The 26175-nt window shown below is 60.5% G+C and carries 24 protein-coding genes; 6 read left to right on the top strand and 18 right to left on the bottom strand.

Annotation, left to right across the window (positions count from 1 at the left end):
• Nucleotides 1-11: 11 nt before the first annotated feature.
• The 3 genes from ASE94_RS14315 to ASE94_RS14325 all read right to left on the bottom strand — a co-directional run bounded on the left by ASE94_RS14315 (nucleotide 12) and on the right by ASE94_RS14325 (nucleotide 2085).
• Nucleotides 12-203: a hypothetical protein gene (locus ASE94_RS14315; protein WP_061907177.1), complete on the bottom strand. Its 192-nt coding sequence runs from the start codon at nucleotides 201-203 to the stop codon at nucleotides 12-14.
• Nucleotides 204-284: 81 nt separating this feature from the next.
• Complete coding sequence (locus tag ASE94_RS21590) at nucleotides 285-857, bottom strand: helix-turn-helix domain-containing protein (RefSeq protein WP_062630969.1); 573 nt, start codon at nucleotides 855-857, stop codon at nucleotides 285-287.
• Nucleotides 858-1131: 274 nt separating this feature from the next.
• Nucleotides 1132-2085, bottom strand: a complete 954-nt coding sequence (locus ASE94_RS14325) for an AraC family transcriptional regulator (protein ID WP_062630970.1) — start codon at nucleotides 2083-2085, stop codon at nucleotides 1132-1134.
• Nucleotides 2086-2463: 378 nt separating this feature from the next.
• Between ASE94_RS14325 and ASE94_RS14330 the strand changes: the two genes are divergently transcribed.
• Entirely contained in the window at nucleotides 2464-3162 is a 699-nt protein-coding gene (locus tag ASE94_RS14330; protein WP_244484048.1) for a hypothetical protein, read from the top strand.
• On the opposite strand, the gene ASE94_RS14335 is transcribed toward ASE94_RS14330, so the two are convergent.
• A complete protein-coding gene (locus ASE94_RS14335; protein ID WP_062630971.1) occupies nucleotides 3152-4414 on the bottom strand; it encodes an MFS transporter in 1263 nt (420 codons plus the stop codon). The genes ASE94_RS14330 and ASE94_RS14335 overlap by 11 nt on opposite strands.
• Nucleotides 4415-4575: 161 nt before the next feature.
• On the opposite strand from ASE94_RS14335, the gene ASE94_RS14340 reads away from it, so the two are divergent.
• The 3 genes from ASE94_RS14340 to ASE94_RS14350 all read left to right on the top strand — a co-directional run bounded on the left by ASE94_RS14340 (nucleotide 4576) and on the right by ASE94_RS14350 (nucleotide 8401).
• Nucleotides 4576-5466, top strand: a complete 891-nt coding sequence (locus ASE94_RS14340) for a tetratricopeptide repeat protein (RefSeq protein WP_062630972.1) — start codon at nucleotides 4576-4578, stop codon at nucleotides 5464-5466.
• A gap of 23 nt (nucleotides 5467-5489) precedes the next feature.
• A complete protein-coding gene (der, locus tag ASE94_RS14345) occupies nucleotides 5490-6935 on the top strand; it encodes a ribosome biogenesis GTPase Der (RefSeq protein WP_062630973.1) in 1446 nt (481 codons plus the stop codon).
• A gap of 173 nt (nucleotides 6936-7108) precedes the next feature.
• Nucleotides 7109-8401, top strand: coding sequence for a hemolysin family protein (locus tag ASE94_RS14350; RefSeq protein ID WP_082461226.1), 1293 nt, complete (start codon nucleotides 7109-7111; stop codon nucleotides 8399-8401).
• Between the two features lie 55 nt (nucleotides 8402-8456).
• On the opposite strand, the gene ASE94_RS14355 is transcribed toward ASE94_RS14350, so the two are convergent.
• The 3 genes from ASE94_RS14355 to ASE94_RS14365 all read right to left on the bottom strand — a co-directional run bounded on the left by ASE94_RS14355 (nucleotide 8457) and on the right by ASE94_RS14365 (nucleotide 11462).
• The gene (locus ASE94_RS14355; protein WP_062630974.1) at nucleotides 8457-9191 is read right to left on the bottom strand and encodes an SDR family NAD(P)-dependent oxidoreductase; all 735 of its coding nucleotides are present in this window, start codon (nucleotides 9189-9191) and stop codon (nucleotides 8457-8459) included.
• Nucleotides 9191-10681: an amidophosphoribosyltransferase gene (purF, locus tag ASE94_RS14360; RefSeq protein ID WP_061907170.1), complete on the bottom strand. Its 1491-nt coding sequence runs from the start codon at nucleotides 10679-10681 to the stop codon at nucleotides 9191-9193. The genes ASE94_RS14355 and purF overlap by 1 nt, the downstream gene beginning before the upstream one ends.
• Nucleotides 10682-10829: 148 nt before the next feature.
• Nucleotides 10830-11462, bottom strand: coding sequence for a CvpA family protein (locus tag ASE94_RS14365; protein ID WP_061907169.1), 633 nt, complete (start codon nucleotides 11460-11462; stop codon nucleotides 10830-10832).
• Nucleotides 11463-12038: 576 nt separating this feature from the next.
• Between ASE94_RS14365 and ASE94_RS14370 the strand changes: the two genes are divergently transcribed.
• Both ASE94_RS14370 and ASE94_RS14375 read left to right on the top strand, forming a co-directional pair.
• The gene (locus tag ASE94_RS14370; protein WP_244484049.1) at nucleotides 12039-14123 is read left to right on the top strand and encodes a methyl-accepting chemotaxis protein; all 2085 of its coding nucleotides are present in this window, start codon (nucleotides 12039-12041) and stop codon (nucleotides 14121-14123) included.
• A gap of 98 nt (nucleotides 14124-14221) precedes the next feature.
• The gene (locus ASE94_RS14375; RefSeq protein WP_062630976.1) at nucleotides 14222-15100 is read left to right on the top strand and encodes a CheR family methyltransferase; all 879 of its coding nucleotides are present in this window, start codon (nucleotides 14222-14224) and stop codon (nucleotides 15098-15100) included.
• A gap of 10 nt (nucleotides 15101-15110) precedes the next feature.
• Here ASE94_RS14375 and ASE94_RS14380 read toward each other — a convergent pair whose 3' ends face one another.
• The 11 genes from ASE94_RS14380 to ASE94_RS14430 form a co-directional block, all read right to left on the bottom strand.
• Complete coding sequence (locus ASE94_RS14380; protein ID WP_062630977.1) at nucleotides 15111-15830, bottom strand: LuxR family transcriptional regulator; 720 nt, start codon at nucleotides 15828-15830, stop codon at nucleotides 15111-15113.
• A gap of 328 nt (nucleotides 15831-16158) precedes the next feature.
• Nucleotides 16159-17559: a DNA repair protein RadA gene (radA, locus tag ASE94_RS14385; protein WP_062630978.1), complete on the bottom strand. Its 1401-nt coding sequence runs from the start codon at nucleotides 17557-17559 to the stop codon at nucleotides 16159-16161.
• Between the two features lie 2 nt (nucleotides 17560-17561).
• Entirely contained in the window at nucleotides 17562-18092 is a 531-nt protein-coding gene (locus ASE94_RS14390; RefSeq protein ID WP_162236098.1) for a DUF1697 domain-containing protein, read from the bottom strand.
• Between the two features lie 94 nt (nucleotides 18093-18186).
• Complete coding sequence (gene alr / locus ASE94_RS14395; RefSeq protein WP_062630980.1) at nucleotides 18187-19314, bottom strand: alanine racemase; 1128 nt, start codon at nucleotides 19312-19314, stop codon at nucleotides 18187-18189.
• A gap of 2 nt (nucleotides 19315-19316) precedes the next feature.
• On the bottom strand, nucleotides 19317-20801 hold the full coding sequence (locus tag ASE94_RS14400; RefSeq protein WP_061907161.1) for a replicative DNA helicase: 1485 nt from the start codon (nucleotides 20799-20801) through the stop codon (nucleotides 19317-19319).
• 146 nt (nucleotides 20802-20947) lie between these two features.
• The gene (locus tag ASE94_RS14405) at nucleotides 20948-21583 is read right to left on the bottom strand and encodes a hypothetical protein (RefSeq protein WP_156352162.1); all 636 of its coding nucleotides are present in this window, start codon (nucleotides 21581-21583) and stop codon (nucleotides 20948-20950) included.
• A 102-nt stretch (nucleotides 21584-21685) separates the two neighbouring features.
• Complete coding sequence (locus ASE94_RS14410) at nucleotides 21686-22840, bottom strand: hypothetical protein (RefSeq protein ID WP_062630982.1); 1155 nt, start codon at nucleotides 22838-22840, stop codon at nucleotides 21686-21688.
• A gap of 137 nt (nucleotides 22841-22977) precedes the next feature.
• Nucleotides 22978-23544: a 50S ribosomal protein L9 gene (rplI, locus tag ASE94_RS14415; protein WP_061907158.1), complete on the bottom strand. Its 567-nt coding sequence runs from the start codon at nucleotides 23542-23544 to the stop codon at nucleotides 22978-22980.
• A gap of 214 nt (nucleotides 23545-23758) precedes the next feature.
• Nucleotides 23759-24007, bottom strand: coding sequence for a 30S ribosomal protein S18 (gene rpsR / locus ASE94_RS14420; protein ID WP_152565849.1), 249 nt, complete (start codon nucleotides 24005-24007; stop codon nucleotides 23759-23761).
• Between the two features lie 24 nt (nucleotides 24008-24031).
• A complete protein-coding gene (rpsF, locus tag ASE94_RS14425; protein WP_061907157.1) occupies nucleotides 24032-24430 on the bottom strand; it encodes a 30S ribosomal protein S6 in 399 nt (132 codons plus the stop codon).
• Nucleotides 24431-24685: 255 nt separating this feature from the next.
• On the bottom strand, nucleotides 24686-26134 hold the full coding sequence (locus tag ASE94_RS14430) for a GGDEF domain-containing protein (RefSeq protein ID WP_062630983.1): 1449 nt from the start codon (nucleotides 26132-26134) through the stop codon (nucleotides 24686-24688).
• Nucleotides 26135-26175 lie beyond the last annotated feature (41 nt).

Consider the following 26175-nt stretch of genomic DNA (forward strand, 5'->3'; position numbering starts at 1 on the left):
AAAAGGGGCCGCTATCGGCCCCTTTTTTCTATCGCTGGTCGATGGCGATCATCTTCCCGCATCATCGCGTCGCTCCACCAACTCATCACGAAGAAGCCAAGGTCGAGCACCGGCACGTGCCGCGCCAGTTCGAGCGTGCGCATTTGCGATCGCGGTTTCACCTTCAGGGTTCCGCGCGGCAGCTTGATGTAAAACCAGGCCATGTCATCCCCCGGATTGTGCCATGTAATGGAACTGACGGTGCCACGCGAAGGTGACACCGTCTTCTCGTTGCGTGCAAAAGCTCAGGTCAGGGCATCTGGCGCCCGCTGACCCTCGGCGATCAGGCTTGCCCAATAGGCGTGCAGCTTGTTTCGCAGAGTGCGCAGCGAAATACCCAGCATGCGCGCCGTCATGGTGCGATTGCCCTGGCAGTGGCGAAGCGTCGAGAGGATCAAGACGCGCTCGACATCTTCAATCGAGCGCCCCACGCTCTTTTCGACATGGGCGAGCCCGCCTTGCGGCGTGCCTTCTATCCGCGTCAGATGCGCGACGAGAAAATCCATCAGCCGGTCGACATCCGAGGTCGTGATCGTGTCGCTCGATCCCGTGCCGTCTTCATTGCGGAAGACGAACGCACCTGTCTGCGCATCGACCGAAATGACCGCCTGATCGCCGAGCCTTATGACCGGCGTCTCACCATCCTGATATTGGATGGGCACCCCATTCTGGGGATAGGCTGGATCGGAAAAGACCATCCACAGCTCGGCATAGAGGCCGCGAAGCCGCTCTTTCTGTAATGAAATCTGCGACTTCGGCGGCTGCACCCGCCGCCCGAACGCAGGTTGGTCGATATCCGTTTCCTTTTTTGGCGGCATGCCCGGTCTTCCGAAGAAGCGCGGCCGTTTGCCATATGATCCGAAAAGTTCGCTATCTTGCCGAACCCGCCTCTCCGCGGCGGTCCGTTGTTCGGCGGTCTCGGTGCCCTGTCCCTGGCCCAATGCAACCTCCAATGACGCTGTCCACCACCGTGCATTCCCATAAGCACGGTGGTGTTGGCTGTCATAATCAGGCGATCGATGCGGTAAGTCTTCTCATTGCGTGCAGGCGGCGGGCAATGTCCCGACCATTATTGGGTACACCCAGTTAGGGTTAGTCAATGTGCTCGCTATGGCGCAGGTCATTGGGCGACATGCCATAGGCTTTGCTGAACACCCGATAAAAGGTCGCGACACTTTCAAAGCCGCAGCCGAAGGCGATGTCGATCACCGGCGCCGTTGGCCTCTCGAGAAGCCACTGCCGCGCCGCGCGAATGCGCATGACTGAAAGCGTTTTGGCAAAGCTCGTTTCCGCCTCTTCAAAGACGGTGAACAGTTGCCGCCGTGAAATGCCGATGCTTCCTGCGACCTTGTCGGGCGTCAGGCCAGGCTCGCTCTTGTTGGCATCCATGATGTCGAGCGCCGCATGATAAAGCCCATGCCGCATCGCCCTGCGAATTTCCGGGATGCCGATGGGCAGCAAGCCCCTGACCGCCAGCGCAAGTCGACCGAGATCGGTCCCCGCGGCATCCTCCATGTTTGACGCCAAGGCGCTTCCATGAATGGCTTTGAACAGAGCCTGCAGAGGCCGAACGGCCGTGGACGAGGTGTCCACTCGCGCCGATTGCATGTCGTCGATGGCGGCGCCCATGGCCAATCCCGCCGTCGGCGGAATGCGGGTCATCCTGTAGTGAAAAGCCTTGTCGCCAGTGGGCGTTGCGACAAATGGAGCATCGCTGAACCCGATGGTCATGTCGCCCGTATTGATCTTTTCGACGCCCCCGGCGGTCTCGAGATGCCCGGGTCCCTCGATCTGGTGACCGATACAGATGCTGTTCCCCGCAAGACGGGCAATGTCGCTTTCGGTGCGCTTGACCACATAGGCCGAGGCGCGAATGGATGTCACCGTGGCACTGCCTACGGTTCTGGAGCGAAAGCGACCCTGAAAGGCGCGCCTCCGCTCGATTGGCAATTCGAGCGTCACGCCCAGCACATGTTTGGCGCGCAATTCGCGCCAGTGCTCAAAGCGATGCTCGGGGGCAATACTATCCGTGGCAAACCCTATCATTTGAAACCTGCTTGCTGTCCATACATGCAGCCGGATGACTGGTGCGCGAATGCTGCCGGAGATTTCTGGATTGAGATAGTCAGCTAAGCTGACTTTGTTTGGGGGTAATACTGTACGGCAAGAACTAAATAGTATTATTACGTCGGCGCCGGAGCGGCCATAAATTCGAGCGCTCGCGGTGCTTTACCGTTTCTTTCGTTGGAAAGTCGGAGGAGGGTGAATGCGTTGGCGCTGACTTCTTCTGACATAATTGGCCACCCGGAAGTTTTGCTGCTTATTCAGCGCCAGTCAGGTGCCCTGATTAGTGCTTTTCATCTTAATCCGCGCATTAGTTCGGTCTTTGCTACGCAGCAAAGATGGCTGCTCGCGCATGCCGCCATGGCTCTGGCCTTCAGGCAAGGCGGCGCAACGTCACCTCGGCTGACGCTTTCCCGGTTTCTCGATGAAGTGGAGCGATATGGCATCGCCAGTCGCAACACTGCCGACGCCTTCATCAAGGAGATGATGCACTATCACTATGCGATGGCCATCGAAAATCCCGATGACCGGCGCGAAAAGCCGCTTATCGTCTCGCCTGCGCCCCTCGACATGTTGCATCGCTGGCTTTCGACGCACCTCACCACGCTTGATGCCATCGATCACGGCCTACGGTTGGAAAGCCTCAAAACGGTTCCCATGGCCTTCGCTGCGATTGAGATCGAGGTGGCGTCCAGTTTCATGACCGCCATAGGCATGCGGGAGCCGGAGGGCGCCGTCTCGCTTTTCACCTGGTTCAACAATGGCGGGATCGTCATGGATTGGTTGATCACCTGCATCACGGGTCAATCCACGGACCAGCAGACCTATATCACGTCCATAACCTCGATTTCCGAGATCGCTGATTGGATTCACATCTCGCGCACTCATCTCACCCGCAAGTTGCGCGAAGCCGAGACTATGGGAAGCATGGGCTGGAGCGGCAAGCGGGGCGGGTCGCCCATGTGGGTTTCAGCCGGATTTGTCGACGAGGTCATCAGCTACCAGGCCGCAAAACTCGCTATCATCGATGCCGCCTGCGAGCGCGCCTTCAACCGCTAAAGACGTGCCGGTCCCGACGCATCGGGGTGGCGCTCAAGGATAGCGCACCGATCAATCCAGTCGGTACCGACAAAACCACAAACATCTGCCCCGCCGCTAGTCCGGTCATCGGAAAGACGAAAATGGTGACGCCGCCGAGGCACATGGCAAAGCCGCTCAGTGTGTGGCTGATGCCCACAAATCGTGCCCGTTCTTCTGCTTGCGTCAGGCGCTGGATTGCCGCCGTCAGCGGCACAAGGAAAAATCCGGCTCCTGCAGATGTCAGCGTCAAATCGTTCGATACCCGCGCAATGCCCCATAAGTCCCAGCCATGCGGCAACAGTGCCAGGTCGAGCATCGGCAAAATAATCACCGCCAGCATCCCGGCGATCAGAACAGTCGGATTGAACCGACGGATCAATTGGCTTGCCGTCAGCGCCCCAACGGCGACACCGACGGTCGTAACGAGGAAGAGTAGCGAGGCCGTTTGATCCGGCCCGCCTGTCTCCGACACGTAAATCGGCAAGAGTGCTGTCAGCGCTGTTCCCTGAAACCAAAACCAGCACGACCCGATCAGCGGCCAAGTGAGATACGTCGATGCGCTCAATTTCCTGAAGCTGTCGACGAAGTCTCCCGCAAATGCCGCAGTGGCGAGCGAAAGGGCAGGGGCCTTGGGTCCGACCTCCTCAATTCTTTGACTGGCAAACCAACCTAGTGCGGCCAGCGCTGGCGCACCGAAAAGCATCGACCAAAACCCGGCACTATCGAGAGCCAGAAAACTACCGAGCGTCAGGCCCAACATGACGGCCACTGTTCCGGTCGCGCTCATCCACCCATTCGCGTTAAGCAGCCGGTCTTCACCGGCCAATTCGGGCAATATGGCAAACTTGGCCGGACCCAGAAGTGCCGCCTGGATTCCGGCAAACAGTAAAACAACGAGAATCAGCAGGGTGTTCCCGGTCGCAAACCCGATCGCCCCAGCAGAAACGATCAGCACATCCAAACCCATCATCGCCCGCACCAGGGCAGTCTTGGAGTACCGGTCGGCCAACCGTCCGGCCGGAAGCGACAACAGCACATAGGGCAAGACGATCACGACTGTGCTGATGGCAATCAGCGCCTCATTGCCGAGGCCAAACGCAGTCAGCCCGCGAAACGTTAGGAGCGCCAGCATCGCGGAGCGGAGTAGGCTGTGGTTGAAGGTGCTCAGTGCCTGCGCAAAGACCAATGCCGGCAAACTGAAATCCGCCTTTTGGGCTTGTGCCAAAGCCATGAACGCCGTCCCCTCCGACCCGCCGCACCCTATATCCTCCTAATTGCACATGAGAAGTGGCCTTCATCCGCCGATTTCCGCCTGTCAAACGCCCATCCAATTTGCATTCCGGGGGTAGCGTGCTAAACACGCGCGAAATTGCGTGAGACCCAGAGACCGCCATGGCCGAGGACAATATTTTCCGTGAAGTTGACGAGGAGCTCCGCTCCGATCGCATGCGCGCGCTTTGGCGTCGCATTGCGCCTTTCGTCATCGGCGCGGCCGTGGCCATTGTGGCCATTGTGGCGGTAAACGAAGGTTGGGCTTGGTACAGCAACAGCAAGTCCGCCCAGTCGTCCCAGGAGCTTTACGCAGCGCTCGACAGCGCCAACAAGGATGACCTGCCTGCGGCCCAAGCCGAGCTCGATACGCTCGCTGCCAATGGCAGCGGTGGCTATCCGGTGCTGGCCGAATTTGCCAAAGCCTCGCTTCTCGCCAAGAGCGGCGATAGCGCTGGCGCGGTGGCCGCTTACGATACGCTCGCCAATGATCAGTCCAATGTGCGCCTGCGCGAACTGGCATTGCTTCAGGCGGCCAGCATCCTCGTCGATACCGGCACGCTCGCCGATGTCGAAACCCGCGTTGGCTCCATCGCAACTGACGACAATCCGATGCGCCGCGTTGCGCGCGAGCTGATCGGGCTCGCCCAGTTCAAGGCCGGCGACAACGAAGCGGCCAAGGCCAGCTTTGAAGCCGTGCTGAACGACCCGCTGGCCCAGGACGGCATCCGCAACCGCGTTGCCTACTATCTCGCAGCCATGACCTCCAATGGCGCGATTGCACCAGAGGCGCCTGCCGACGCGAGCACCGCAGCCGATGCGGTCGATTCGATCATCCAGGGCGACGAAGTCGCGGCACCAGCTTCCGATGCTGCTCCAGCCGAAGCAACCACGCCTGCGGAAACCACGACCCCTGACGCGCCAGCGACGACGACCACACCCGCTGCCGAAACGCCGGCCGCTGAGCCTGCAGCGCCTGCTGCCGGTACGACAACTCCGCCGGCAACGCAGTAAACTGAACCAATCGAGGAGCGGCCATGACGGTCACCGTAGCCATTGTCGGCCGCCCCAATGTCGGCAAGTCGACCCTGTTCAATCGCCTGGTCGGCCGCAAGATCGCGCTGGTCGATGACACGCCCGGCGTGACCCGCGACCGTCGCGAAGCCGAGGGCCATATCGCCGACCTGACATTCAAGGTCCTTGATACGGCAGGCTATGAGGACGTCAAGGACGGCTCGCTCGAAGACCGCATGCGCCAGCAGACCGAGCTCGCCATCCGCGACGCAGACGTCATCCTGTTCATGATCGACGCGCGCGCTGGCGTTGTGCCGCTCGACGAGCGCTTTGCCCAGGTTCTGCGCAAGGCCGGCAAGGACGTGCACCTCGTCGGCAACAAGGCCGAAAGCAAATCTGCCGAGCATGGCTTGGTCGAAGCTTTCAAGCTCGGCTTCGGCGAACCGATCGCCCTGTCGGCCGAGCATGGCCTCGGGCTGTCCGAACTCTATTCCATCGTTTCGGCCGCCATCGACACAGCTGCGGAAAAGAAGGCCGCGGAAGCTGCGAGTGAGTTCGACGGCGATCTCGACGAACTGCCCGAAGTCGATGTCGATATCACGCCCGATATGCTGGAAGGCGAAGGCGAAGAAGCGACCCTCCGCTGGAATCCACGCCGCTATCTCAACGTCGCCATTGTCGGCCGGCCGAACGCGGGGAAGTCGACCCTCGTCAACCGGATGGTTGGGGAAGATCGCGTCCTCGTTGGTCCCGAGGCTGGCATCACGCGCGATTCCATTCTCGTGCCTTGGGAGTGGGAAGGCCGCGCCATCAACCTCGTTGATACCGCCGGTATTCGCCGCCGTGCCCGCGTCACCGAAAAGCTCGAAAAGTTGGCGGTGGGCGATAGCCTTCGCTCCATCCAATATGCCGAAGTCGTCGTCCTGCTGCTCGACGCGACCATTCCGTTCGAAAAGCAGGATCTGGCGCTCGCCGATCTCGTCGAGCGCGAAGGCCGTTCCATGGTCATTGCCCTCAACAAGTGGGACCTGATCGAGGACAAGAACGCCAAGCTCGCGGAGCTCCGCGCGGAATGCGAACGTCTGCTGCCGCAGCTTCGCGGTATTCCGCTTGTGACGCTCTCCGGCCTCACCGGGCGCAACATCGATAAGCTGATGCAGGCGGTCTTCGATGTCGAGCGCACCTGGAATGCGCACGTTTCGACCGCCAAGCTCAATCGCTGGCTCATCGCCATGACCGAGAGCCATCCGCCTCCGGCCGTCTCGGGTCGCCGGCTCAAAATGCGCTACATGACGCAGGCGAAAACCAGGCCTCCGAGCTTCATCGTCTTCGCGTCGCGCCCCGATGTCGTGCCGATGTCCTACCAGCGCTATCTGATCAATGGTCTGCGCCAGTCCTTTGATATGCCCGGAACCCCGATCCGCCTCTGGCTCCGCGGCGGCAAGAACCCATACGCCAATAAGGACTGAGGCGCCGGTTTACCGCGCCTCTTGCTTTGCGTGGCTCACTCCCACGCACGCTGGGGAGACATTCCTCCCCAGCAAATGCGTCCATTGGCCTATTCACATTGCCGGGGCTTGCCCTATAGTGGACGGGTCGTAGCACCCCGCCATTGGTCGCGGCGTGTCAACATTGCACTTTGTTGCTTACAGAAATCCTCATCGTCGTCGTTCTGATTCTCGTGAACGGCGCCTTGGCCATGTCAGAACTGGCCGTCGTCTCTTCCCGTCCCGCGCGTCTAAAAGTCCTTGCCGATCAAGGAAACAAAGGTGCAGCCACCGCCATCAGGCTTGCCGAAGATCCGGGCAAATTCCTTTCATCCGTGCAGATCGGCATTACCCTCGTTGGTATTTTGTCAGGTGCCTTTTCGGGTGCCACGCTCGGCTCGCGCCTCAGCGTCTGGCTAGCTGAAATCGGCTTGCCGGCCAATATCGCCGATGTCGGCGGCGTCGGTCTCGTCGTCGTCCTGATCACCTATGGTTCGCTGATTCTCGGCGAATTGGTGCCAAAGCAAATCGCCTTGCGTAACCCCGAAAATGTGGCCTCCTATGTGGCCCAGCCGATGGCGATCGTCGCTCTCGTCGGCTCGCCCATCGTCTGGCTGCTTGATGTCTCGGGCAAGCTGGTTCTGCGTCTTCTCGGCCAGAGTGGCCAAAACGAAGAGCAGGTCACCGAGGAAGAAGTCCGGACGATCCTCGCTGAAGCCACCAGTGCGGGCGTTTTCGAAACCGAAGAGCACTCGATGCTCTCGGGCGTCATGCGGCTTGCCGATCGCTCGGCGCGCGGCCTGATGACCCCGCGTCTGGACGTCGTTTCGATCGATGTCGAGGACAGCTTTGAGGAAAACCTCAAGATCATCCTCAACACCTCGCATTCCCAGGTCTTGGTTCAGGAAGGCAATGCCGATTCCATCCTCGGCGTTCTCGCGCTTGCAGATCTGCTTCCCGCTCTCGCTACTGGTCAGCAGCCGGACCTGCGCAAGCTCGTTAAATCGCTGCCAGTGATTATGGAGCATGCCGACGCTCTCGACGTGGTCGAGGCGATCCGCCAGGCGCCGGTGAAAATGGTTCTGGTTGTCGACGAATACGGCCACTTCGAAGGCATCGTCACCTTTGGCGATGTGCTCGAAGTGATCACCGGCGTCTACAACGAAGAGCCAGGCGACGATCCCGCCATTTTGCAGCGTCAGGATGGCTCGTGGTTGGTCGCTGGCTGGATGCCGGTCGACGACTTCTCGGAGCGGTTCAAGATCACCGTCCCAAAGGATGCGCGCTACGAAACCGTGGCCGGCTATATCCTTGCCTGCCTCAACCATCTTCCCGCGACGGGCGAGACATTCGATCGCGATGGCTGGCATTTTGAGGTCATCGACCTCGATGGTCGCCGCATCGATAAGGTTCTGATCTCAAAATTGGCAGATGTCGAAGCTGCCTAAAAACAAAGGCCCCGGAGCGATCCGGGGCCTTTTTGTTTTACTGGACCTATCGGCCTCAAAGGTCCTCGAACATATCCGTCGCGACATTGAACACGCGTCCATTCTCCGTGACGCGATCGCTCAAGAGGTCGATCAGCTTTGGCGCGATGTCTGCAGGCTGCGGCAGCGTTTCGGGATCTTCTCCCGGCATCGCCTTGGCCCGCATCGCTGTGCGCACCGCGCCGGGATAGAAAATGTTGGTCTTGACCTCGGTATTGCTCAACTCGCCGGCATAGGATTTGACCATGGCGTCGAGTGCCGCCTTGCTCGCGGCATAGAGGCCCCAGAAGGGGCGGGCAGACCGCGCCGCGCTCGACGAGACGAATACCGCGCGCCCAGCCGTCGCCTGGCGCAAAAGCAGGTCGAGCGAGCGCAACAGGCGGAAGTTCGAGGTGACGTTCAGCGCCATCACCTTTTCGAATTCGTCAGGCTTCAGATGCGCAACCGGGCTCAGTGTCCCAAGCATGCCAGCATTGGCAATGAGCCCATCGAGATGCCCCCAGCGCTCGAATATTGCCGCGCCGAGGCGGTCGATCGCGTCACCATCCCGCAGGTCGAATGGCACCAAGGTCGAAGAGCCGCCGACTTCCTGGATGGCATCGTCGAGTTCTTCGAGCCCGCCCACGGTGCGGGCAACGGCGATCACATGCGCGCCGCGCTTGGCCGCTTCGAGCGCTGCCGCGTAGCCGATGCCACGCGAAGCGCCGGTGACCAGCACGACCTTGCCGGTCAGTTCGGTATTTTCAGTCATTAACCCGCTTCCTTGAGCAGTGAGACCTGCTTGGGATTGTTCGACGAATGACCGTGCAGATCGGTCAGGATAGTGGGGTAATCGCCCGTGAAATAATGATCGGTAAATTGCGGCGCCTGCGCATTGCGCTTTTCCCCGCCCACGGCTTCATAGAGGCCGTCGATGGTGAGAAAAGCCAGCGAATCCGCGCCGATGTACCGGCACATGGCGTCGATGTCATGATACTGGTTGGCCAGCAGCTTTTCCGGGTCCGGCGTATCGATCCCGTAATAGTCGGAGTGGAAAATCATCGGGCTCGCGACGCGGATATGCACTTCCGTCGCGCCGGCATCACGGATCATCTGCACGATCTTGATCGAGGTCGTGCCGCGCACGATGGAATCGTCGATCAGCACCACGCGCTTGCCGGCAATCTCGGCACGATTGGCCGAGTGCTTCAGGCGCACGCCAAAGGCGCGGATCTGCTGCGTCGGCTCGATGAAGGTGCGGCCCACATAGTGGTTGCGGATAATCCCGAGCTCGAACGGAATGCCGCTCTGCTGCGCAAAGCCGATTGCCGCCGGCGTGCCGCCATCGGGCACCGGCACCACCACATCGGCCTCGACAGGCGCTTCCTTAGCAAGGTTCATGCCCGCGCGCTTGCGCGCCGTATAGACGCTGCGGCCCGAAACAACCGAGTCAGGACGGGCAAAGTACACATATTCAAAGAGGCAGGGACGCTCGGGTGTATTGCGTGCTGGCTTCCGCTCTTCGATGCTGATCGAACCGTCTGGTTGGATCTCGCAGATGATCACTTCACCATTTTCAACGTCGCGGATATATTTCGCGCCGATGATGTCGAGGGCGCAGGTTTCCGAGCAGAAGATCGGCTTGCCGTCGAGTTCGCCCATCACCAGCGGACGGATACCCACCGGGTCGCGCGCCGCGATCAACTTGGTGCGCGTCAGCGCCACCATGGCATAGCCGCCTTCCATCTGCCGGATGGCGTCGATGAAGCGGTCGGTGGTCGAAGAGTGCCGCGAGCGGGCGATCAGGTGCAACACGACTTCGGTGTCCGAGGTCGATTGGCAGATGGCACCGGTCGCAATGATCTGCTTGCGCAGCGTCAGGCCATTTGTGAAATTGCCATTATGCGCAATCGCAATGCCGCCGACTTCCAGCTCGGCAAACAGCGGCTGCACATTGCGCAGCGCCACTTCGCCGGTCGTCGAATAGCGCGTATGGCCGATGGACATCGTGCCAGGCAGTTTGGCGAGCACGGCCGGGTCGGTGTAGTGGTCGCCCACCAGACCCATGCGCTTTTCCTGGTAGAACTGGCGCCCGTCGAAGCTGACGATCCCCGCCGCTTCCTGGCCGCGGTGCTGCAGGGCGTGAAGCCCCAGCGCCGTCAGCGTCGAAGCATCGCTATGCCCCAAAATGCCAAACACGCCGCACTCTTCATGCAGCGTGTCGCTTTCAAGATCGAAATCGTCGTCGCTCGGGTGGGTCACCGAACTTCTCCATGAACTTTAGGCTCACCCTCCGCTGGCCTGCGGACAGTGATGGTTTCTGGTTCACGCCAATAGCGCATTTGCCTGCCCACCACCAATGACAGATTTGGGGGTTGGGCCTGATGTGGACGAAGACGCCCGCTTCAGATCAAGTCTGGGTTTCGCCGGCAACCGGAGCGTCGGTCGGGTCGACGGTGCCGTCGATGGTCGGATCGACAGGAACGGTTTCCTGCGGCGTGGTCTGGGCTTCAGGATCGGCGGTCAGATCGGCGCCGCCACCCTTGATGACATCATTGACCTGCTGCTCAAGCCCTTCAGGCAGCATCGAGATCAGCGTCGTGCCCATATTCTGGAGCTGCGGCAGCGACTGCGAATTACGCGCCCATTCCGGCAGGTTGGTGCCGAGGAGCCACGTACCGAAAATGGTGATGACGATGGCAATCAGAATGCCGCGCAGCACGCCGAACACAAAGCCGAGGGTCCGGTCGATCGGCCCAATGCGGCTATCGACCACGAAATCGGCGATGCGCATAGTAAGCAGGTGCAGCACGATGAGCGAGACGATGAAGCTCACCACCACGGTTGCAATATTGGCCACGATCTCTTCAGCGATATACTGCTGCGCGATATCGGGATGGTAGAGATACATATAGATGGCAATGGCGGCAGAGCCGGCCCACGTTGCCAGCGAAAGCACTTCGCGCGTCAGGCCTCGGGCGGTCGCCAGGATCGCCGAGATCAAAACCAAGACACCCACACCAACGTCGAACGCTGTCAGCATATGTTTTGCCTGTCTCCAGTTGCCGCCTTGGCCTGTTGCGGGACCATTAGCGGCTTTGTGCTCCCGTGCCAAGGCCAACAGGGGCGCAAGCACGTGATCTTTCAGAGTTTCTTAACATCTGTGCTGATGCGTCAGGTTCAAATCATCGCTCGTCAACACCGCGCGCACTGTCTGACCTAAAAAAGCGGCACGATTGCAGCGACCGTAAGCGCCGCATCCATCGGCCTGGAGACAAAGGCGGTGCTGGCCGCTTGGCGGCGGAATCGAGGATGTAGTGCTGCCAATTCACCCAATCACATAGGTCTTAGCAACTAGTTACCTGGTTGGTTTGCTTGCCTCCCCTTTTCTCGCATTTGTCATGGGCGGAATGCGCAAGGGCAGGGTGGTTTGAAGCGCCCCTCTGCCTGCTGCGCCTCAAAAAGATCCCCAGTGACCCTGCAGTCCCCTCGTAGGTCACTGGGAATTTTGAGCGCGCCGATATCTGCGGTTCAAATCCGGTCGCGCCGCAAACGCATGTTTTTTCAAATGCCGGCGGCAGGAGCCGCCTGCAGCAGCATCAGAAAAAGAGCCTGCACAATGAGATTGACGATCAAGGCAAAGCTGGCCGCGACTTTCACCGCGGTCATGGTGCTTTCCGCCGGCGGCATGTTCTACGCCATCCAAAACCTTGGCACCCTCAACGACAAGATTGACACCATCGTCACCGGCCCCGTCGAGCGTTCGCTTTCCGTGCGCAAGATCCAGGCCGATCTCGCGACCGCGGCGTCCAACATGCGGCAGATGATCATCTCGAGCGACGATGCCGAGATTGCTGCGATGGCGCGTTCGGTCAGCGAGATGCTGGCGGGGGCAAGCGTCACGGCCGATCAGCTCAAGGGCACGTTCTCCGTTGCGGCCAACAACGAAAGCATCGAACAGATCTCCAATCTTCTTGGATCTTACCGCTCTGCGACTGCCGACGTTGCTGACGAGGCCAGCAAGAACAGCAATGCTCGGGCCTATGAGATGACAACCGGCGTCATCACCGAAGCCAACCGGAGCCTCGAGGAAAAGCTGAGCGCCCTGTCCGATGCGGCTCGCCGCCGTCTGATGGCGGGAGATCCCTCTGCGACGGACGCCTACATCGGCGTCACGCAGCTTGAGGCCTTGGTATCCAAGGCCTACCGTCAACACCGCAACCTGCTCTTGTCCGACGAGAACCCGACCGAGCAGGACAAATATCAGGCCGACTTTACCGAAACGACCGCAAAGGCCGGCGCCGAAGCCGATCGGCTAACTCGTGTACTATCCTCCGCCGAAGCAAGGGACGCCAACGCCATCGCCTCGGAAATGCAAGCGTTCTTCGCTAGCATGCAGACCGTCAATGACATTTCGCTCCAGCGCGGCACCTATCAAGCGACCGAAATTGCCTCAAAGCAGGCCGCTCCCCTGCGTGCGGAGATCACCAAACTCGTGGACGCCATCGTCGCCGCCAGCGTCGAAAACCTCGCCGAGCAAAATGCCGCGGCAACGACGCTCTACGAGCAAGGCCGCCTGTTGCTGCTCGCCATCCTCGCTGGCTCGTCAATTATTGCCGCTCTTGCCGCGACCCTCATCGTCACATCGATCTCGCGATCTTTGAATACCGTGGTCCAGCTTGCCAATGATGTTGCAGGCGGCGATCTCAATGCGTCTGCCGCTACCAAGGGCGATGATGAACTCAGCGACCTCGTAAAAGTGCTCAACGCCATGACCGGCAAGCTACGCGACGTCGTCTCGGAAGTGACGGCCGCAACCCGCAACGTAGCTTCCGGCAGCCAGGAAATGTCGGCCACGGCCGAGCAGTTGAGCCAGGGCGCGACCGAGCAGGCCTCGTCGACCGAGGAAGCCTCGGCATCGATGGAAGAAATGACGGCGACCATCAAGCAGTCGGCCGACAACGCGACGCAAACCGAACGCATCGCCCGCCAGTCCGCCGCCGATGCCCTTCTGTCGGGTCAGGCGGTCAACAACGCGGTTTCCGCCATGCAGACGATCGCGGAGAAGATCATGGTCGTGCAGGAAATCGCCCGGCAAACCGACCTTCTCGCGCTGAACGCCGCCGTCGAAGCCGCTCGTGCCGGCGAACATGGTCGCGGCTTTGCCGTAGTCGCCTCCGAAGTGCGCAAGCTCGCCGAACGCTCACAATCCGCTGCCGCCGAAATCTCGACGCTCTCTGCGACCACCGTCAAAGCGGCCCGCTCCGCCGGCGACATGCTCGAAAAGCTCGTCCCCGATATCCAGCGCACCGCCGAACTGGTGGAAGAAATCTCTGCTGGCAGCCGCGAGCAGAATGCCGGCGCATCCCAGATCAACACCGCCATTCAGCAGCTCGACAAGGTCACCCAACAGAACACCTCGGCAGCCGAGGAAATGTCTTCAACTGCCGAAGAGCTCGCGAGCCAGGCCGAGCAACTCCAGGCGGCCATCAGCTACTTCCGCGTCGATGGTGACGCCGCCCCGGCGCTACGTGTCGCGGCCGAAACGCCGATGAAGCGTGATCTCCGCTCCGCCGTCATGGCCTCTGCGCCGCACTTTTCAAAACCAGGCAAGTCGAGGCCACTGTCGGGCGGTTTTGACCTCGACCTTGATGACGGCAATGACAGTCTCGACGGCGATTTCATGCGCCGCGGTGCGGCGTAACCTAAACGACGGCGCCTCGATCCGGGGCGCCGTCGCCCACATGCAAAGCTAGTCCGTGGTTCGCGTCTGGGGGAGGCGAACCGCCCCGGAGATCTCAAGTGCAGTTCGCTCAACCAACGAGTTTCAGCCCGCAAGCGACCGTCGACCAGCTTTCACACCGGGACTTCACCCGCATAGTCGATCTCATTGGCGCCGAAATCGGCGTGCGGCTGCATTCCACCAAACAATCCATGGTCGAAGCGCGTCTGCGCCGGAGGCTGCGCGATTTGCAAATGACGAGCTTTGCCGAATATAGCGATCTTCTCTTTCGCCGCGCAGGGCTCGAAACGGAACTGCCGCATCTCGTCAACGTCCTGACCACCAACAAGACCGACTTCTTCCGCGAGCCGCAACACTTCGACCTGCTCCGCTCAACGATCGTCAAAGACCTTCTGGCCTCGCGTCGAATGGAGCGGCTACCCACCATCAAGGTCTGGAGCGCGGCCTGTTCGACTGGCGCTGAAGCCTACACGACCGCCATGGTGCTTGCCAACATGGCCGAAAAGACTGGCGCTTTCCGCTATTCGATCCTTGGCACCGATGTCTCGACCGAAGTGCTCCAGCAAGCCCGCATCGGCATCTACCCGACCCAGCAGATCGCGCCTGTCCCGCAAGACATGCAGTTCAAATATCTGCTCTGGTCGCGCCGCGAGGCCCAGCCGTCCGAGGTTCGCATCGTCCCCGAACTGCGACGCCACACCAATTTCAATTATCTCAACCTGATGGACCAGCACTACCCGGTCGATCGGGACGTCGACGTCATCTTCCTGCGCAATGTCCTCATTTACTTCAGCAAGGACGACCAGGCCAAGGTCATCGACAAGCTCGTGTCCCACCTGCGCCCCGGCGGCTATCTCCTCCTCGGACATTCAGAGCCGATGGCCGGCAAATGCGAAGCCGTGCGCCAGGTCGCGACGGCCACTTTCCAAAAGATCTAGAGGCGCCCGTTCAGCCGCCGCGAGCGCCCGCGTCGGTAAGAAGCGCCACAGCCTGCAGTTTCGTCGCAACGCCTAGGATCTTGTAAATCCGCGCCAGATGATAGGACACCGCCGACGTACTGAGTTCGAGAATTGCCGCGATATCGCTATTCGACTTGCCCGCCGCCGCCCATTTTAGGATCTCGTGCTGCGTCTCGGAGAGATTGAGCGTCGCTGCCGCCGGTCCGGGATCAGCCGCCGCCTCTGCATAGGCCAGACTATCAAGCCGCAACAGGGTTATGGTCGCGAGAATAATGACTTGCGCGACCAAGTCCTCGACCAGCGGATGCCCGGATTCGGCGCCAACCACCAGTTTGTAGGGCTGTCCGTTAAAATCCGTCAGCGAGGCAAACGCACCCGTCTTGATGCCATGCGCCAGCAGCACCGAGATGAAGCTATCTTCCCGGTGACCCGCAAGGGTCACATCGTTCCAGGTGAAACTCATGCCGGCGGGCGGAAGCTGCGCGGCAAACCCGCTATCCACCCTCGTCTTCTCGTGAAATTTCAGCCGCACCGTTTCCGGCCAATTGCTGACGAGAACCTCGTAGCCAACCTCTGCCATGTTCATGGCGATGGAAAGATTGGACCAGTTAAAGCCCAGCTCCGCCATCGAAAGCTGGAAATTGGCGAGGAGCGCCGCCTTGTCCTCGCTCTGCCGGATGCGATCGACAAGCAGGATCATCATGAACATTGGTAGGCCTAGCTTTTGGCCCGAAGCTACTCGGGCACATAGAATTTGGGGCCTCCGCTTATGGTCTGGAGTCAGACCGTGCGCAACAATAACCTAGGTTTGTCTGAACTAATAAACAGGGATAATTGGCGGTTCGAAATTCCCAGATTTCCAAAGCGCTATAGATGCCTCCCCGCCACCCAAAGTCGTTCAAAAATCTGTGATCTTGAGTTCTATAGTCAACTCGCTCCGACCTTCGCTGCAAAGTCATACGACTTCTTCGGTGTTTAAGGCGGGCATCTTGCGCAGCTGAGCACTTCACCGAGTACTAGACAGCGCTGTTCTCCGCTCACCAGCCCTCTGGCTCAGCCACCGGCTTCTTCCCGTTCGCCGCAATCCGGCTGACCATTTCCGATAGCTGGGTAAATTCGTTGACCGCAAAATCTCCGGCGCGATCGACGGTGTTCATTCGTCCGGTCATCACCGACTGGAAGCCCAGCTTCTGTGCTTCGCGTAGTCTCAGCCCCGCATGCACCACTGGCCGCACGCCGCCGGCGAGCGAAATTTCCCCAAAATAGACGGCCTCCTTGGGCAAGGGCGATCCAGTCAGCGAGGAAATCAGCGCCGCCGCCACGGCCAGATCTGCGGCCGGCTCATTGATTTTTAGCCCGCCCGCGACATTGAGATAAATATCGTTCGCCCCGATGCGAACACCACAGCGCGTCTCGAGCACGGCCAGCACCATCGACAGCCGTGACGAATCCCATCCGACCACAGCACGTCGCGGCGTACCAAGCGGGGAAGGGGCCACCAGCGCCTGAATTTCGATGAGGATCGGGCGCGTTCCCTCCATGCCGGCGAACACCGCCGAGCCCGCCGCGTCCTGATCGCGCTGATCGAGAAACAGCGCCGAAGGATTGGCCACCTGCTCGAGCCCGCGCTCGGTCATGGCAAAAACGCCGATCTCGTCCGTCGCGCCATAACGGTTTTTTACGCCGCGCAAAATACGGAAGGTGTGGCTCGAATCCCCTTCGAAATAGAGCACGGCATCGACCATATGCTCGACGACGCGCGGCCCTGCGATCTGCCCGTCCTTGGTCACGTGACCCACCAAAACGACGGCCGCGCCAGTCTTCTTCGCCAGCCGCGTCAACGCCTGGGCGGAGGTCCGCACCTGCGTTACCGTCCCCGGGGCGCTTTCGACCCGATCGGTCCAAAGCGTCTGGATGGAATCGATGATGACGAGATCCGGTGGCGGTCCGTTTTCGAGCGTCGCCAGAATGATCTCGACATTGGTCTCGGCCGCGAGCAGCACGCTGGCCTCGCCCAATCCCAGCCGCTGCGCGCGCAAACGCACCTGCGCAATCGCCTCTTCGCCCGAAACATAGATGACGCGCTTGCCGCGATTGGCCAAAGCTGCTGCCGATTGCAGCAGCAGCGTCGACTTCCCGATACCCGGGTCGCCGCCCACCAAGAGGGCCGAGCCTTTGACAAAGCCCCCGCCGGTCACGCGGTCGAGCTCCGAGATGCCGGTGACGACCCGCGCCGCGCCTTCGGTTTCGCCGGCGAGGGGCAGCAGGTTCGTTGGCCGCCCGCCCGATTTCGCTGCCTTCGGCCCCGCGCCAATCCCGCTGTCGATCAGCTCCTCGACAATGGTGTTCCACTCGCCGCAGGCATCGCACCGCCCCTGCCAACGGGTCGAGACCGCGCCACAGGCCTGGCAGACGAAATTGGATTTGAGTTTGGCCAAGGCTAGACTTTCTCTCGTAGACGGCACCGCTCCGCGATGCGTCGGACGCTGTTCCAGTTGCGCACGGTATTGGTCCCGCAACGCTTGTCGATGAGCCGCATCAGCCGCGCCGATTGCGCGACACTAGGCCCAAAATCGATGACGAGATGCCGCTGGAGCACGTGGATCTTCTCCGGCCCGTCATGGCCTTCGAGCCAGCCGAGATGCGGCTCGTCTGCTGCAAATAAATAGACCCCGGTCTGATCCGCCCGCTCCGCCGCTGCTTCGATAGGATTGGCCGCCATCAACGCATTGAGCAGTTCCGGCCGCCGCACGATCGGCACCACGTTTTCGCTAAGCCCAAACCCGCGCAGCACAGCCGTCATCTTTTCGACAGCCGCCACATCGGAGCCGTCAAACTCCGCCAGCATATTGCCAGTATTGACCAGCGTTTCCGGCGCAAGGAATCCGGCAGCCTCCGACGCCGCGCGCCATTGGGTCATGGACATGAGCTTATGCGTTACCGGCCCGATGGCTCGCAGAAGAATTGCCAAAGTCCTTGTCTGTCCAGCCATCTCGCCCGCCGCTCGCTGCCGCGACACTAGCAAGCGATATCAAGCACGACAAGAACAAATAGAGAACTGAACGCTATTCCTGCAGATAACCATTGCCCACATAATTGCGCGAATATCGCCCCTTGAGCGAGGTCAACATTTCATAGCCGATCGTGCCTGCAACATCTGCCTGATCGTCTACGCTGATATTGGGGCCGAATATTTCGACGCCCTCGCCGGGCTTGGGAATATCGGGCCCAAGCTCGGTGATATCGACGATGGTCAGGTCCATCGAAATCTTGCCGAGGATCGGGCAGAGTTTGCCGCGTACGAACACCTTGCCGCCCGGCCGCGTATTGTTGGACGAGAGACTGCGCTGAAATCCATCGGCGTAGCCATGGCCGATCACAGCCAAGCGGCTGTCGCGCGAGAGGGAATAGGCAGCGCCATAGCCGACGGTCTCGCCCGTCCGCGCTTCGCGTACCTGCAGGATTGGCGCATGCAGCGTGACCACATTGGCCATCGGGTTTTTGCGCCCGATGACGGCGCGGCCGCCATAGAGCGCAATCCCGGGTCGGACCATCTGGAAATGATAATCGCGCCCCGTCATCAGCCCTGCCGAATTGGCGAGCGAGGCGGGGATCCCCGGAAACTGGTTGAGCACCGAACTGAACAGCGCGAGTTGCGTGCGGTTTTTCTCGTGGTTGGGCACATCGGCGCAGGCGAGGTGGCTCATGACCATCTGCGGCGCATAGCCAAGCCGCGAAATGCGTTCACGCACCGCGACCGACTCGTTGAGCCGGAAACCCAGCCGGTTCATGCCGGTGTCGAAGTGGAAGGCGCTCGGATAGCCCTCGTTCCGCTCGACGCATTTGGCGAGCCACTCTTCGAGCATCTCCATCGAGGAAATGACCGGCATCAGGTTCTGTCGGATATAAAAGTTCGCCGCGCCGGGATAGAGCCCGTCCAGCACAAAAATATGCGCTTCGGGGAGGGATGTGCGCACCGCAGCGCCTTCGTCCGGTGTCGCGACAAAGAAGAACCGCGCGCCGGCCGCATAAAGCGCCGTTGCGGCCATTTCAATCCCGGTACCATAGGCATCGGCCTTTACCACGGCAGCCGTCAGCGCGCCCTGGCTCACCTTGTCGAGTGCGCGCCAGTTTCGGGCGAGTGCCCCCAGGTCGACAGTCAATTGGCCTCCAAGGCCAGACGTCAGCTTCATGCCTATTCCATGCGTTCGGGCAGGTAGTCTGCCCTTGCGAGATTTCCAAAGCGGGTGAACTGGGCTTCAAAGCTCAATTGCACAGTGCCGGTGGGGCCGTGGCGCTGCTTGGCAATGATGACTTCCGCCTTGCCGTGCACCTGCTCCATTTCCCCTTGCCAGGTGATGTGCTCTGGCGTGCCCTCTTTGGGTTCCTTGTTCTTCAGATAGTACTCTTCGCGGTAAACGAACATCACCACGTCGGCGTCCTGCTCGATAGAACCCGATTCGCGCAAATCTGCTAGCTGAGGATGTTTATCGTCGCGCGCTTCGACCTGACGGGAAAGCTGGGAGAGCGCGATGACGGGCACTTCCAGTTCCTTGGCCAGCGCCTTCAGCGTCGTCGTGATTTCGGTCAGTTCCTGCACGCGGTTCTGGCTCGATGCCTTCGATGAGCCCGAAAGCAGCTGGAGATAGTCGACGATCAGGAGGTCGAGCCCCTTCTGCCGCTTCAGTCGTCGCGCGCGCGCCGCAAGCTGCGCCACCGAAATGCCGCCCGTGTCGTCGATATAGAGCGGCACCTTGCTCATCATATTGGACACATCGACCAGCTTGGAAAATTGGCTGTCGTGGATGCGGCCGCGGCGAATGTCCGACGATGAAATCTCTGCCTGTTCGGCGAGAATACGCGTCGCGAGCTGTTCCGAACTCATTTCGAGGCTGAAGAAGCCCACGACGCCGCCATCGACGGTCTTGTTGTGGCCTTCGGGCGTCACTTCTCCGCGCCAGGCCTTGGCGACGTTATAGGCGATATTGGTCACGAGCGACGTCTTGCCCATGGCGGGGCGGCCAGCGATGATGATCAAGTCCGAGCGCTGCAAACCACCCATCTGCCGGTCGAGATCGTGCAGTGCCGTTGCGACGCCCGAAAGTCCGCCATCGCGCTGAAAGGCTTCGCCTGCCATGCGGATGGAGGCGCTGAGCGCGGCGCCAAAAGCCTGGAAGCCGCCATCGTAGCGGCCCTTTTCCGCAAGCTGGAACAGCTCGCCTTCGACTTTTTCGATCTGCTTGGTCGGCGTCATTTCGACTTCCGACTCATAGGCGACCGAAACCATTTCCTCGCCGACGAGGATCAGGTTGCGGCGGATCGCGAGGTCGTAGATCGCCTGGCCATAGTCGCCCGCATTGATGACCGTGGTCGCTTCCGCCGCCAGACGCGCCAGATATTGCGACATCGTCATTTCGGGCAGAAGCTGATCGGGCAGGTGGGTCTTGATGGTCGTCGGATCAGCCGACTTGCCGGCGCGGATTACCTTGCTGGTGATGTCATAGATATCGCGGTGAACCGGCTCGTAAAAATGCTCCGGCTCGAGAAAATCCGAGACGCGATAAAAGGCTTCGTTGTTGATGAGGATAGCGCCCAACAGCGCCTGCTCGGCCTCCACATTGTGGGGCGCTAAGCGAAACGACTTGTCTTCGGCCGGGTGCAGCCGCGCGATCTCAGCCATTGGTGTCCTCGGGTGTGTTAACCTTTCTAACCACGCAAGCGCAGCTAGAGTCTCACATCACCTACGAGGCTAAGGCTTAATAAACTCCGCAGGCTGTGAAGACTGTGAACAACGGGGATTGTAGAGATCTCCAGTGTTGCACACGATCATGGCTGAGTCGGGGCAGGCGCGTCTTCCGCTTCCGGGGCTGTCTCATGCTTCTTCACCTTGCCGGTGGTGAGGCCCCATGGCTTCAGCGCGGCATCGGATCCGGCCCAGTGGATTCGATCGATCCGCCAATCGCCATTATAGAGCAGCTCAGCATCCATCAGGATCGTCGCCGGCTGCCCTCCTTCGACTGTGATGAGGGCCGTCTTTTCACCCGTAGGCTCAACCAGTGCCGGCTCGGCATTTGCAAGGCTAAATGGCATCTCGCCATTGGCATCGGCGTGAAACACGAGATTGTCGAAGATCAACGCGGTGTCGTCGCCGACCTCGGCCAGCTCATCGTCCGAAAGCGTCGCATCGGACAGCAGTGAGCCCTCGACCAAGCCGGTCTCGCCGACGGTGAAATAGCGGCCGGCCGTATAGGCATAATAGCTATCGACAAAGGTGCGCTTGGCTTCGGGCGACAGCATGTAATAAGCGGTCACGAAGTCCTTGGCGTTGAACGCGTCGATAAAGGCTTTGGCCGTTCTCTGCGGCGTGTCCATCGGTAAGCGGTCGACGAAAGTCCGGCCTTCTTGCGCCATGGCCGGCACGCACAAGACTAGCGCTGTCAGCGCGGCTGCAGCAAATCGCATGGTTCTGTCCCCCAGAAGTCATGGCATTATAGGGCCAAGTGCTTGCGCGCCAAAGCTAAAACGCGCGCACCTGCCGATACCACCAATTTTGGTGGCCGCCGCTTAAATCGGCACACCCCATGGTCGCAGCTTGTCCAGCGATCCCACCCAGGAAAGTCGATCCACACGCCATTGGTCGTTGGGCAATTGCACCAGATGAAGCGTGATTCTGTCTGGATCGCCTGATGTCTTCACCGTTGCAATCGTCTCGGCCACTATGCCCGTGTCAGGCTCACTTGGCTCTGTGACGTGACCAACGCCTTCGATCTCAGCACCATCGAGACTGAATGGCATGACGCCCTGCCTCTCCGCTGCGGTCAGCAACCGGTGCATCACCACTGCCGGATCGCGCATCGTGTCGAATGCCAAGGCGTCCGCCCGCTGGACTTGGCGAAATAGCCCCGTTCCCGGCAAATCGGCCTCGTCGAGCCCGGGCAGGAACTGCATCATCATGATGGGCCGCATCGGATCGAGCAGCGCGCGTTTCGCGGCCGGGCTCATGAGCAGATGCGCCTGATAGTAATCTCCTGCAGCGAAAGCATTGACGAACGCTTCCGCCACGTCTTCAGGCGTTTCGGTCGTCAGGGTGTCGAGGATGGTCCGTGGACCCTCGGCCCGTGTCGCCCCTTCGACCGGCGCACTCTCGCCTGCGTCCCATGGTTTGCCTTCAGCCGAACCCTCCCAGGTGATCTCGTCCACCCGCCAATCGCCCCATTCGGTCTTTTCAAGCGATAGTTTGAGCGGGCTTGGCCCCTTGCTCACGGCAACTTCTGCCATTCCCTCGGCGTCGCCTTCGGTAATCGACATCACCTCGGCATCTTCGAAGGTGAATGGCGCATGGCCCGAGACCAGTGCCCCTTGCATGAGATCGTCGAAAATCTGCGCGCCTTCGGTCAGGTCCTCCTGCAGCACCGCCGGCAGTGTGCGGTCGCCGATCACCGAGCCTTCCATTTTGAACGGGTCTGTTCCCGGCAAGAGTTTGCCGAACTGCAGCGACGCCAGCGTCTGATAGGTCCCGTCCTTGGCTTCGGGCGAAAGGTAATAATAGGCCGAGAAGAAATCCTGCGCTTCCATCGCATCGACAAAGCTCTCGACCGCTTCGGTCGCCGTTGCCTGGTTGAGACTATCGATGAAGCTGACGGTTTTGGTTTTCTGCGCGAGGGCAGGGGACGCGGCCACGAGAAGGGCGGTCAAAGTCAGGCAGGCGGTCAAGCGCATCTGGTCTTTCTCCGATCTGGTCGGATTTGACTAGAGCCGTGGCCTGTGACCGAAACGTGACGCATCAGGCCTTTACTACGCCAAAGCAAAAGGCCGAGCGTGAGCCCGGCCTTTCGAAAAGTGCAGCGTTGAAAAAACTACTCTTCGAAACGGTCGTCCGAAGCAGCGTCCTTCTGGCCAGCGGCGAAGTCGCTGTTTTCGTCGTCTTCGAAGGTGTGGACGGTAACGTCTTCACCCGAGGACTGGCGCTCGGCTTCGTCAGCCGAACGAGCAACGTTCACAGTGATCGTCACAGCAACTTCAGCGTGGAGGTTGAGCGGCACGGTGTGCACGCCGACCGACTTGATCGGATCGGCAAGGTCGACCTGGTTTCGCTGGACGATGAAACCATCGTTGGCCAGGGCTTCCACGACGTCGCGAGCAGCAACCGAACCATAGAGCTGGCCGGTTTCGCCAGCCTGACGGATGATCACCACGGTGCGGCCATTGAGGCCTTCGGCGATACCGGCAGCAGCGTTGCGGCGCTCTTCGTTGCGCTGTTCGATGTGCGCGCGGTCGTTTTCGAAACGCTTGCGGTTGGCTTCGGTGGCGCGCAGAGCCTTGCCCTGGGGCAGGAGGAAGTTACGGGCAAAGCCGTCCTTCACAGTGACTTCGTCGCCGATGGTGCCGGTGCGACCGATACGCTCGAGGAGAATGACTTTCATTCTTTTATTCCTTTGGCTGTCCCGTCGTTAAGACGGTTAGGAGTTGCAGACCATCCGCAACCCCAGCGGGTATTTTGGTTTGGCACTGGTATGCCAAAGGAAGCCGTTGGGGGGATGAGATAGTGGTGATCCGCGAGAACCGGAGCGGAGCGTACCTAAGTACGTGAGCACCGGAAGCGCAGCGGACCGCCGCTAGATCGCCTGCCCAGCGAGCTTACTTGACGGCATACGGCATGATGCCGATGAAGCGGGCACGCTTGATCGCGCGAGCCAGTTCACGCTGCTTCTTGGCAGAAACGGCGGTGATGCGGCTTGGGACGATCTTGCCGCGCTCGGAAACGTAGCGCGAGAGCAGGCGGACGTCCTTGTAGTCGATCTTTGGCGCGCCTTCACCCGAGAACGGGCAGGTCTTGCGGCGGCGCTGGAACGGACGACGGGCCTGGGAAGTGGTGAGGTCTTTAATAGCCATGGCTATGCGTTCCTTATCTTAGAAGCGGCGCGGACGACGGTCGCCCGACGGGCCACCACGATCGCCACGGCCACCACCATCACGATCGTCGCGATCGCGCTTCTGCATCATCGCGGACGGGCCTTCTTCCAGCTCGTCGACGCGCACGGTCATGAAGCGGAGAACGTCTTCATTGATGCGCATCTGGCGTTCCATTTCGGCAACGGCAGGAGCCGAAGCGTCGATGTTGAGCAGCGTGTAGTGAGCCTTGCGGTTCTTGCGGATGCGGTAGGAGAGACCCTTGAGGCCCCAATATTCGTTCTTGGTAACCTTGCCGCCACCCTGGGACAGGATCTCGGTCAGCGCAGCGGTCAGTTCTTCAACCTGCTGCTGGGAAACGTCCTGGCGCGCCAGGAAGATGTGTTCGTAAAGGGCCATGAAGTGCGCCTTCCTTTCAGTTGTCATACAGTCCGTTGGCGCGGAGCCCCTTCGAAGCCGGGAAAGGCGTCAAAGCAGTCTTGCAAAGAGCGGGAACACGGGAGGCCGGACGTCTGACGATCCTATCTTTCCCGACGCAAAGCCTAGATAGCCTTGCAAAGGAAAAACCCTCCGTTCAGCCCCCGGCCAAACGAATTGCTGGGTGCCCTATAAGAGCAACGCGCCCTCAATGCAAGCAAATTGCCCCTTCGCGCCTCAGGCGGCGTTTTCGTCCGACCCGTCATTGCGATAGGCGACGACGCGATTGCGCCCGGCGCTCTTGGCCTCATAAAGCGCTTCGTCGGCAAGGCTCAGCATGCGCGAGAAATTGGCAGGGGTCTTGAATTCGACGAGCCCGATACTGACGCTGGTACTAAAATCCGACCCGTCATGCCGGAACGGTTCGGCGGCAATCGAAGCGCGCATGCGTTCGGCAACCCGATTGCCCTCTTCGAGGCCTGCTCCGGGCAAGAGAATCGCAAATTCCTCGCCGCCAAGCCGCCCGAGAATGTCGCCCCGGCGGATATTGGCCGTCAAAAGCTCCGACACGGTCAGCACCACCTGGTCGCCCGTGTCCTGCCCGCGCCCGTGGCTGATGGATCGGAACCGGTCGATCTCGATGGCAATGGCAATGCTGTTGGTCTCTGGCTTGAGCTGACCAAGTGAATAGTTGGCACTCTCGTAAAACTGTTTTCGCGTCAGCAATCCCGTCAGCGCGTCATGGTCGGCGCGTTGCTTGTCTTCCTGCGCTGACCGTCGCCAGAAGGCGTTGAGCGCCACGACGGCGAGGGCGCTGAGCGTAATGGACGCAACACCCAGCCGGAAGGACGCAAGGTCGAGCTGCGTTTCGACATGGAGATGCTCGGCATAGAGCGACACAATCCCGGTTTGCACCGACACCAACGTCCAAACGGCGCCGATAGCCGCAAGTATAAAGCCGACCAGCGACCGGACGCGCGTTACGCACCAGATCAAGCCCGGCAGATAAAACGCCGGCGCTCCCGGCCCGCCGATGATGGCCATGCCGGCAAAAGCGGCAACCAGGCAGACCAGCGAAACGCTGTGGAGCACGAACCTGCGGCGACCCGGTCCTGCTTTTTGCTTGAGCGGTCCGCGGATCATCCGCTGCGCCGCCACCAGCGGCAGGAAGATCGTCAGGTTCAGGAATTCCGTAACACTGCGCAGGAAAAAGCCTTCGAGCAGGGCGATGTCAAAGCCCGAAGGCGCGATCAGATCGCCCACGAGCCCGTGGGTTAGCGATGCGGCTAGCAAGATGCCGAACATGGTCACAAGCCCGGCCGGGTCCGTGATCGGCGTCAGTCGCGCGGAATAGCGATGAATGAGCAGCAGACCCACGAAAATGCCGCTCGCATTTTCGATCATGAACAGCACGGCCTGCCCAAGGCTGCGCCCCATCAGCAGGGCGGCCAGCACATAGGCCAGTGCCGAGAGGATCCAGGTCACCGGCGTATTGGCGCGGCGGTTGGCAGCCAATATCCCCAGCAATATCGCGTTCGCCGGCCAAATGCCGACATCGGGCGCCACGGCCTGAAGTTGCAGCCCTGCGACGCACCATAAAAGCGTGCTGCCGGCGACCATCAAGCCGAGAATGATCTGCTTGGGGGATAGGCGCTTGGTCGATCCCACTGCGGTAGAATTGTCCATGGCGCCTCCAGATTCTCGCATTCCACAAAAGCTGCGCGGAA

It is taken from the genome of Devosia sp. Leaf64, from assembly GCF_001421945.1.
Taxonomy (GTDB): Bacteria; Pseudomonadota; Alphaproteobacteria; order Rhizobiales; family Devosiaceae; genus Devosia.

What these genes read in the sequence shown, in the direction of transcription:
- ASE94_RS14380 (WP_062630977.1), bottom strand. Translation starts at nt 15,830, where the DNA reads ATGTTCATGATGATCCTGCTTGTCGATCGCATCCGGCAGAGCGAGGAC.
- der (WP_062630973.1), top strand. Translation starts at nt 5,490, where the DNA reads ATGACGGTCACCGTAGCCATTGTCGGCCGCCCCAATGTCGGCAAGTCG.
- ASE94_RS14365 (WP_061907169.1), bottom strand. Translation starts at nt 11,462, where the DNA reads ATGCTGACAGCGTTCGACGTTGGTGTGGGTGTCTTGGTTTTGATCTCG.
- ASE94_RS14315 (WP_061907177.1), bottom strand. Translation starts at nt 203, where the DNA reads ATGGCCTGGTTTTACATCAAGCTGCCGCGCGGAACCCTGAAGGTGAAA.
- ASE94_RS14355 (WP_062630974.1), bottom strand. Translation starts at nt 9,191, where the DNA reads ATGACTGAAAATACCGAACTGACCGGCAAGGTCGTGCTGGTCACCGGC.
- ASE94_RS14430 (WP_062630983.1), bottom strand. Translation starts at nt 26,134, where the DNA reads ATGGACAATTCTACCGCAGTGGGATCGACCAAGCGCCTATCCCCCAAG.
- rplI (WP_061907158.1), bottom strand. Translation starts at nt 23,544, where the DNA reads ATGAAAGTCATTCTCCTCGAGCGTATCGGTCGCACCGGCACCATCGGC.
- ASE94_RS21590 (WP_062630969.1), bottom strand. Translation starts at nt 857, where the DNA reads ATGCCGCCAAAAAAGGAAACGGATATCGACCAACCTGCGTTCGGGCGG.
- ASE94_RS14410 (WP_062630982.1), bottom strand. Translation starts at nt 22,840, where the DNA reads ATGCGCTTGACCGCCTGCCTGACTTTGACCGCCCTTCTCGTGGCCGCG.
- alr (WP_062630980.1), bottom strand. Translation starts at nt 19,314, where the DNA reads ATGAAGCTGACGTCTGGCCTTGGAGGCCAATTGACTGTCGACCTGGGG.
- ASE94_RS14325 (WP_062630970.1), bottom strand. Translation starts at nt 2,085, where the DNA reads ATGATAGGGTTTGCCACGGATAGTATTGCCCCCGAGCATCGCTTTGAG.
- ASE94_RS14330 (WP_244484048.1), top strand. Translation starts at nt 2,464, where the DNA reads ATGGCTCTGGCCTTCAGGCAAGGCGGCGCAACGTCACCTCGGCTGACG.
- ASE94_RS14400 (WP_061907161.1), bottom strand. Translation starts at nt 20,801, where the DNA reads ATGGCTGAGATCGCGCGGCTGCACCCGGCCGAAGACAAGTCGTTTCGC.
- rpsF (WP_061907157.1), bottom strand. Translation starts at nt 24,430, where the DNA reads ATGGCCCTTTACGAACACATCTTCCTGGCGCGCCAGGACGTTTCCCAG.
- ASE94_RS14370 (WP_244484049.1), top strand. Translation starts at nt 12,039, where the DNA reads ATGAGATTGACGATCAAGGCAAAGCTGGCCGCGACTTTCACCGCGGTC.
- ASE94_RS14405 (WP_156352162.1), bottom strand. Translation starts at nt 21,583, where the DNA reads ATGCGATTTGCTGCAGCCGCGCTGACAGCGCTAGTCTTGTGCGTGCCG.
- ASE94_RS14340 (WP_062630972.1), top strand. Translation starts at nt 4,576, where the DNA reads ATGGCCGAGGACAATATTTTCCGTGAAGTTGACGAGGAGCTCCGCTCC.
- ASE94_RS14335 (WP_062630971.1), bottom strand. Translation starts at nt 4,414, where the DNA reads ATGGCTTTGGCACAAGCCCAAAAGGCGGATTTCAGTTTGCCGGCATTG.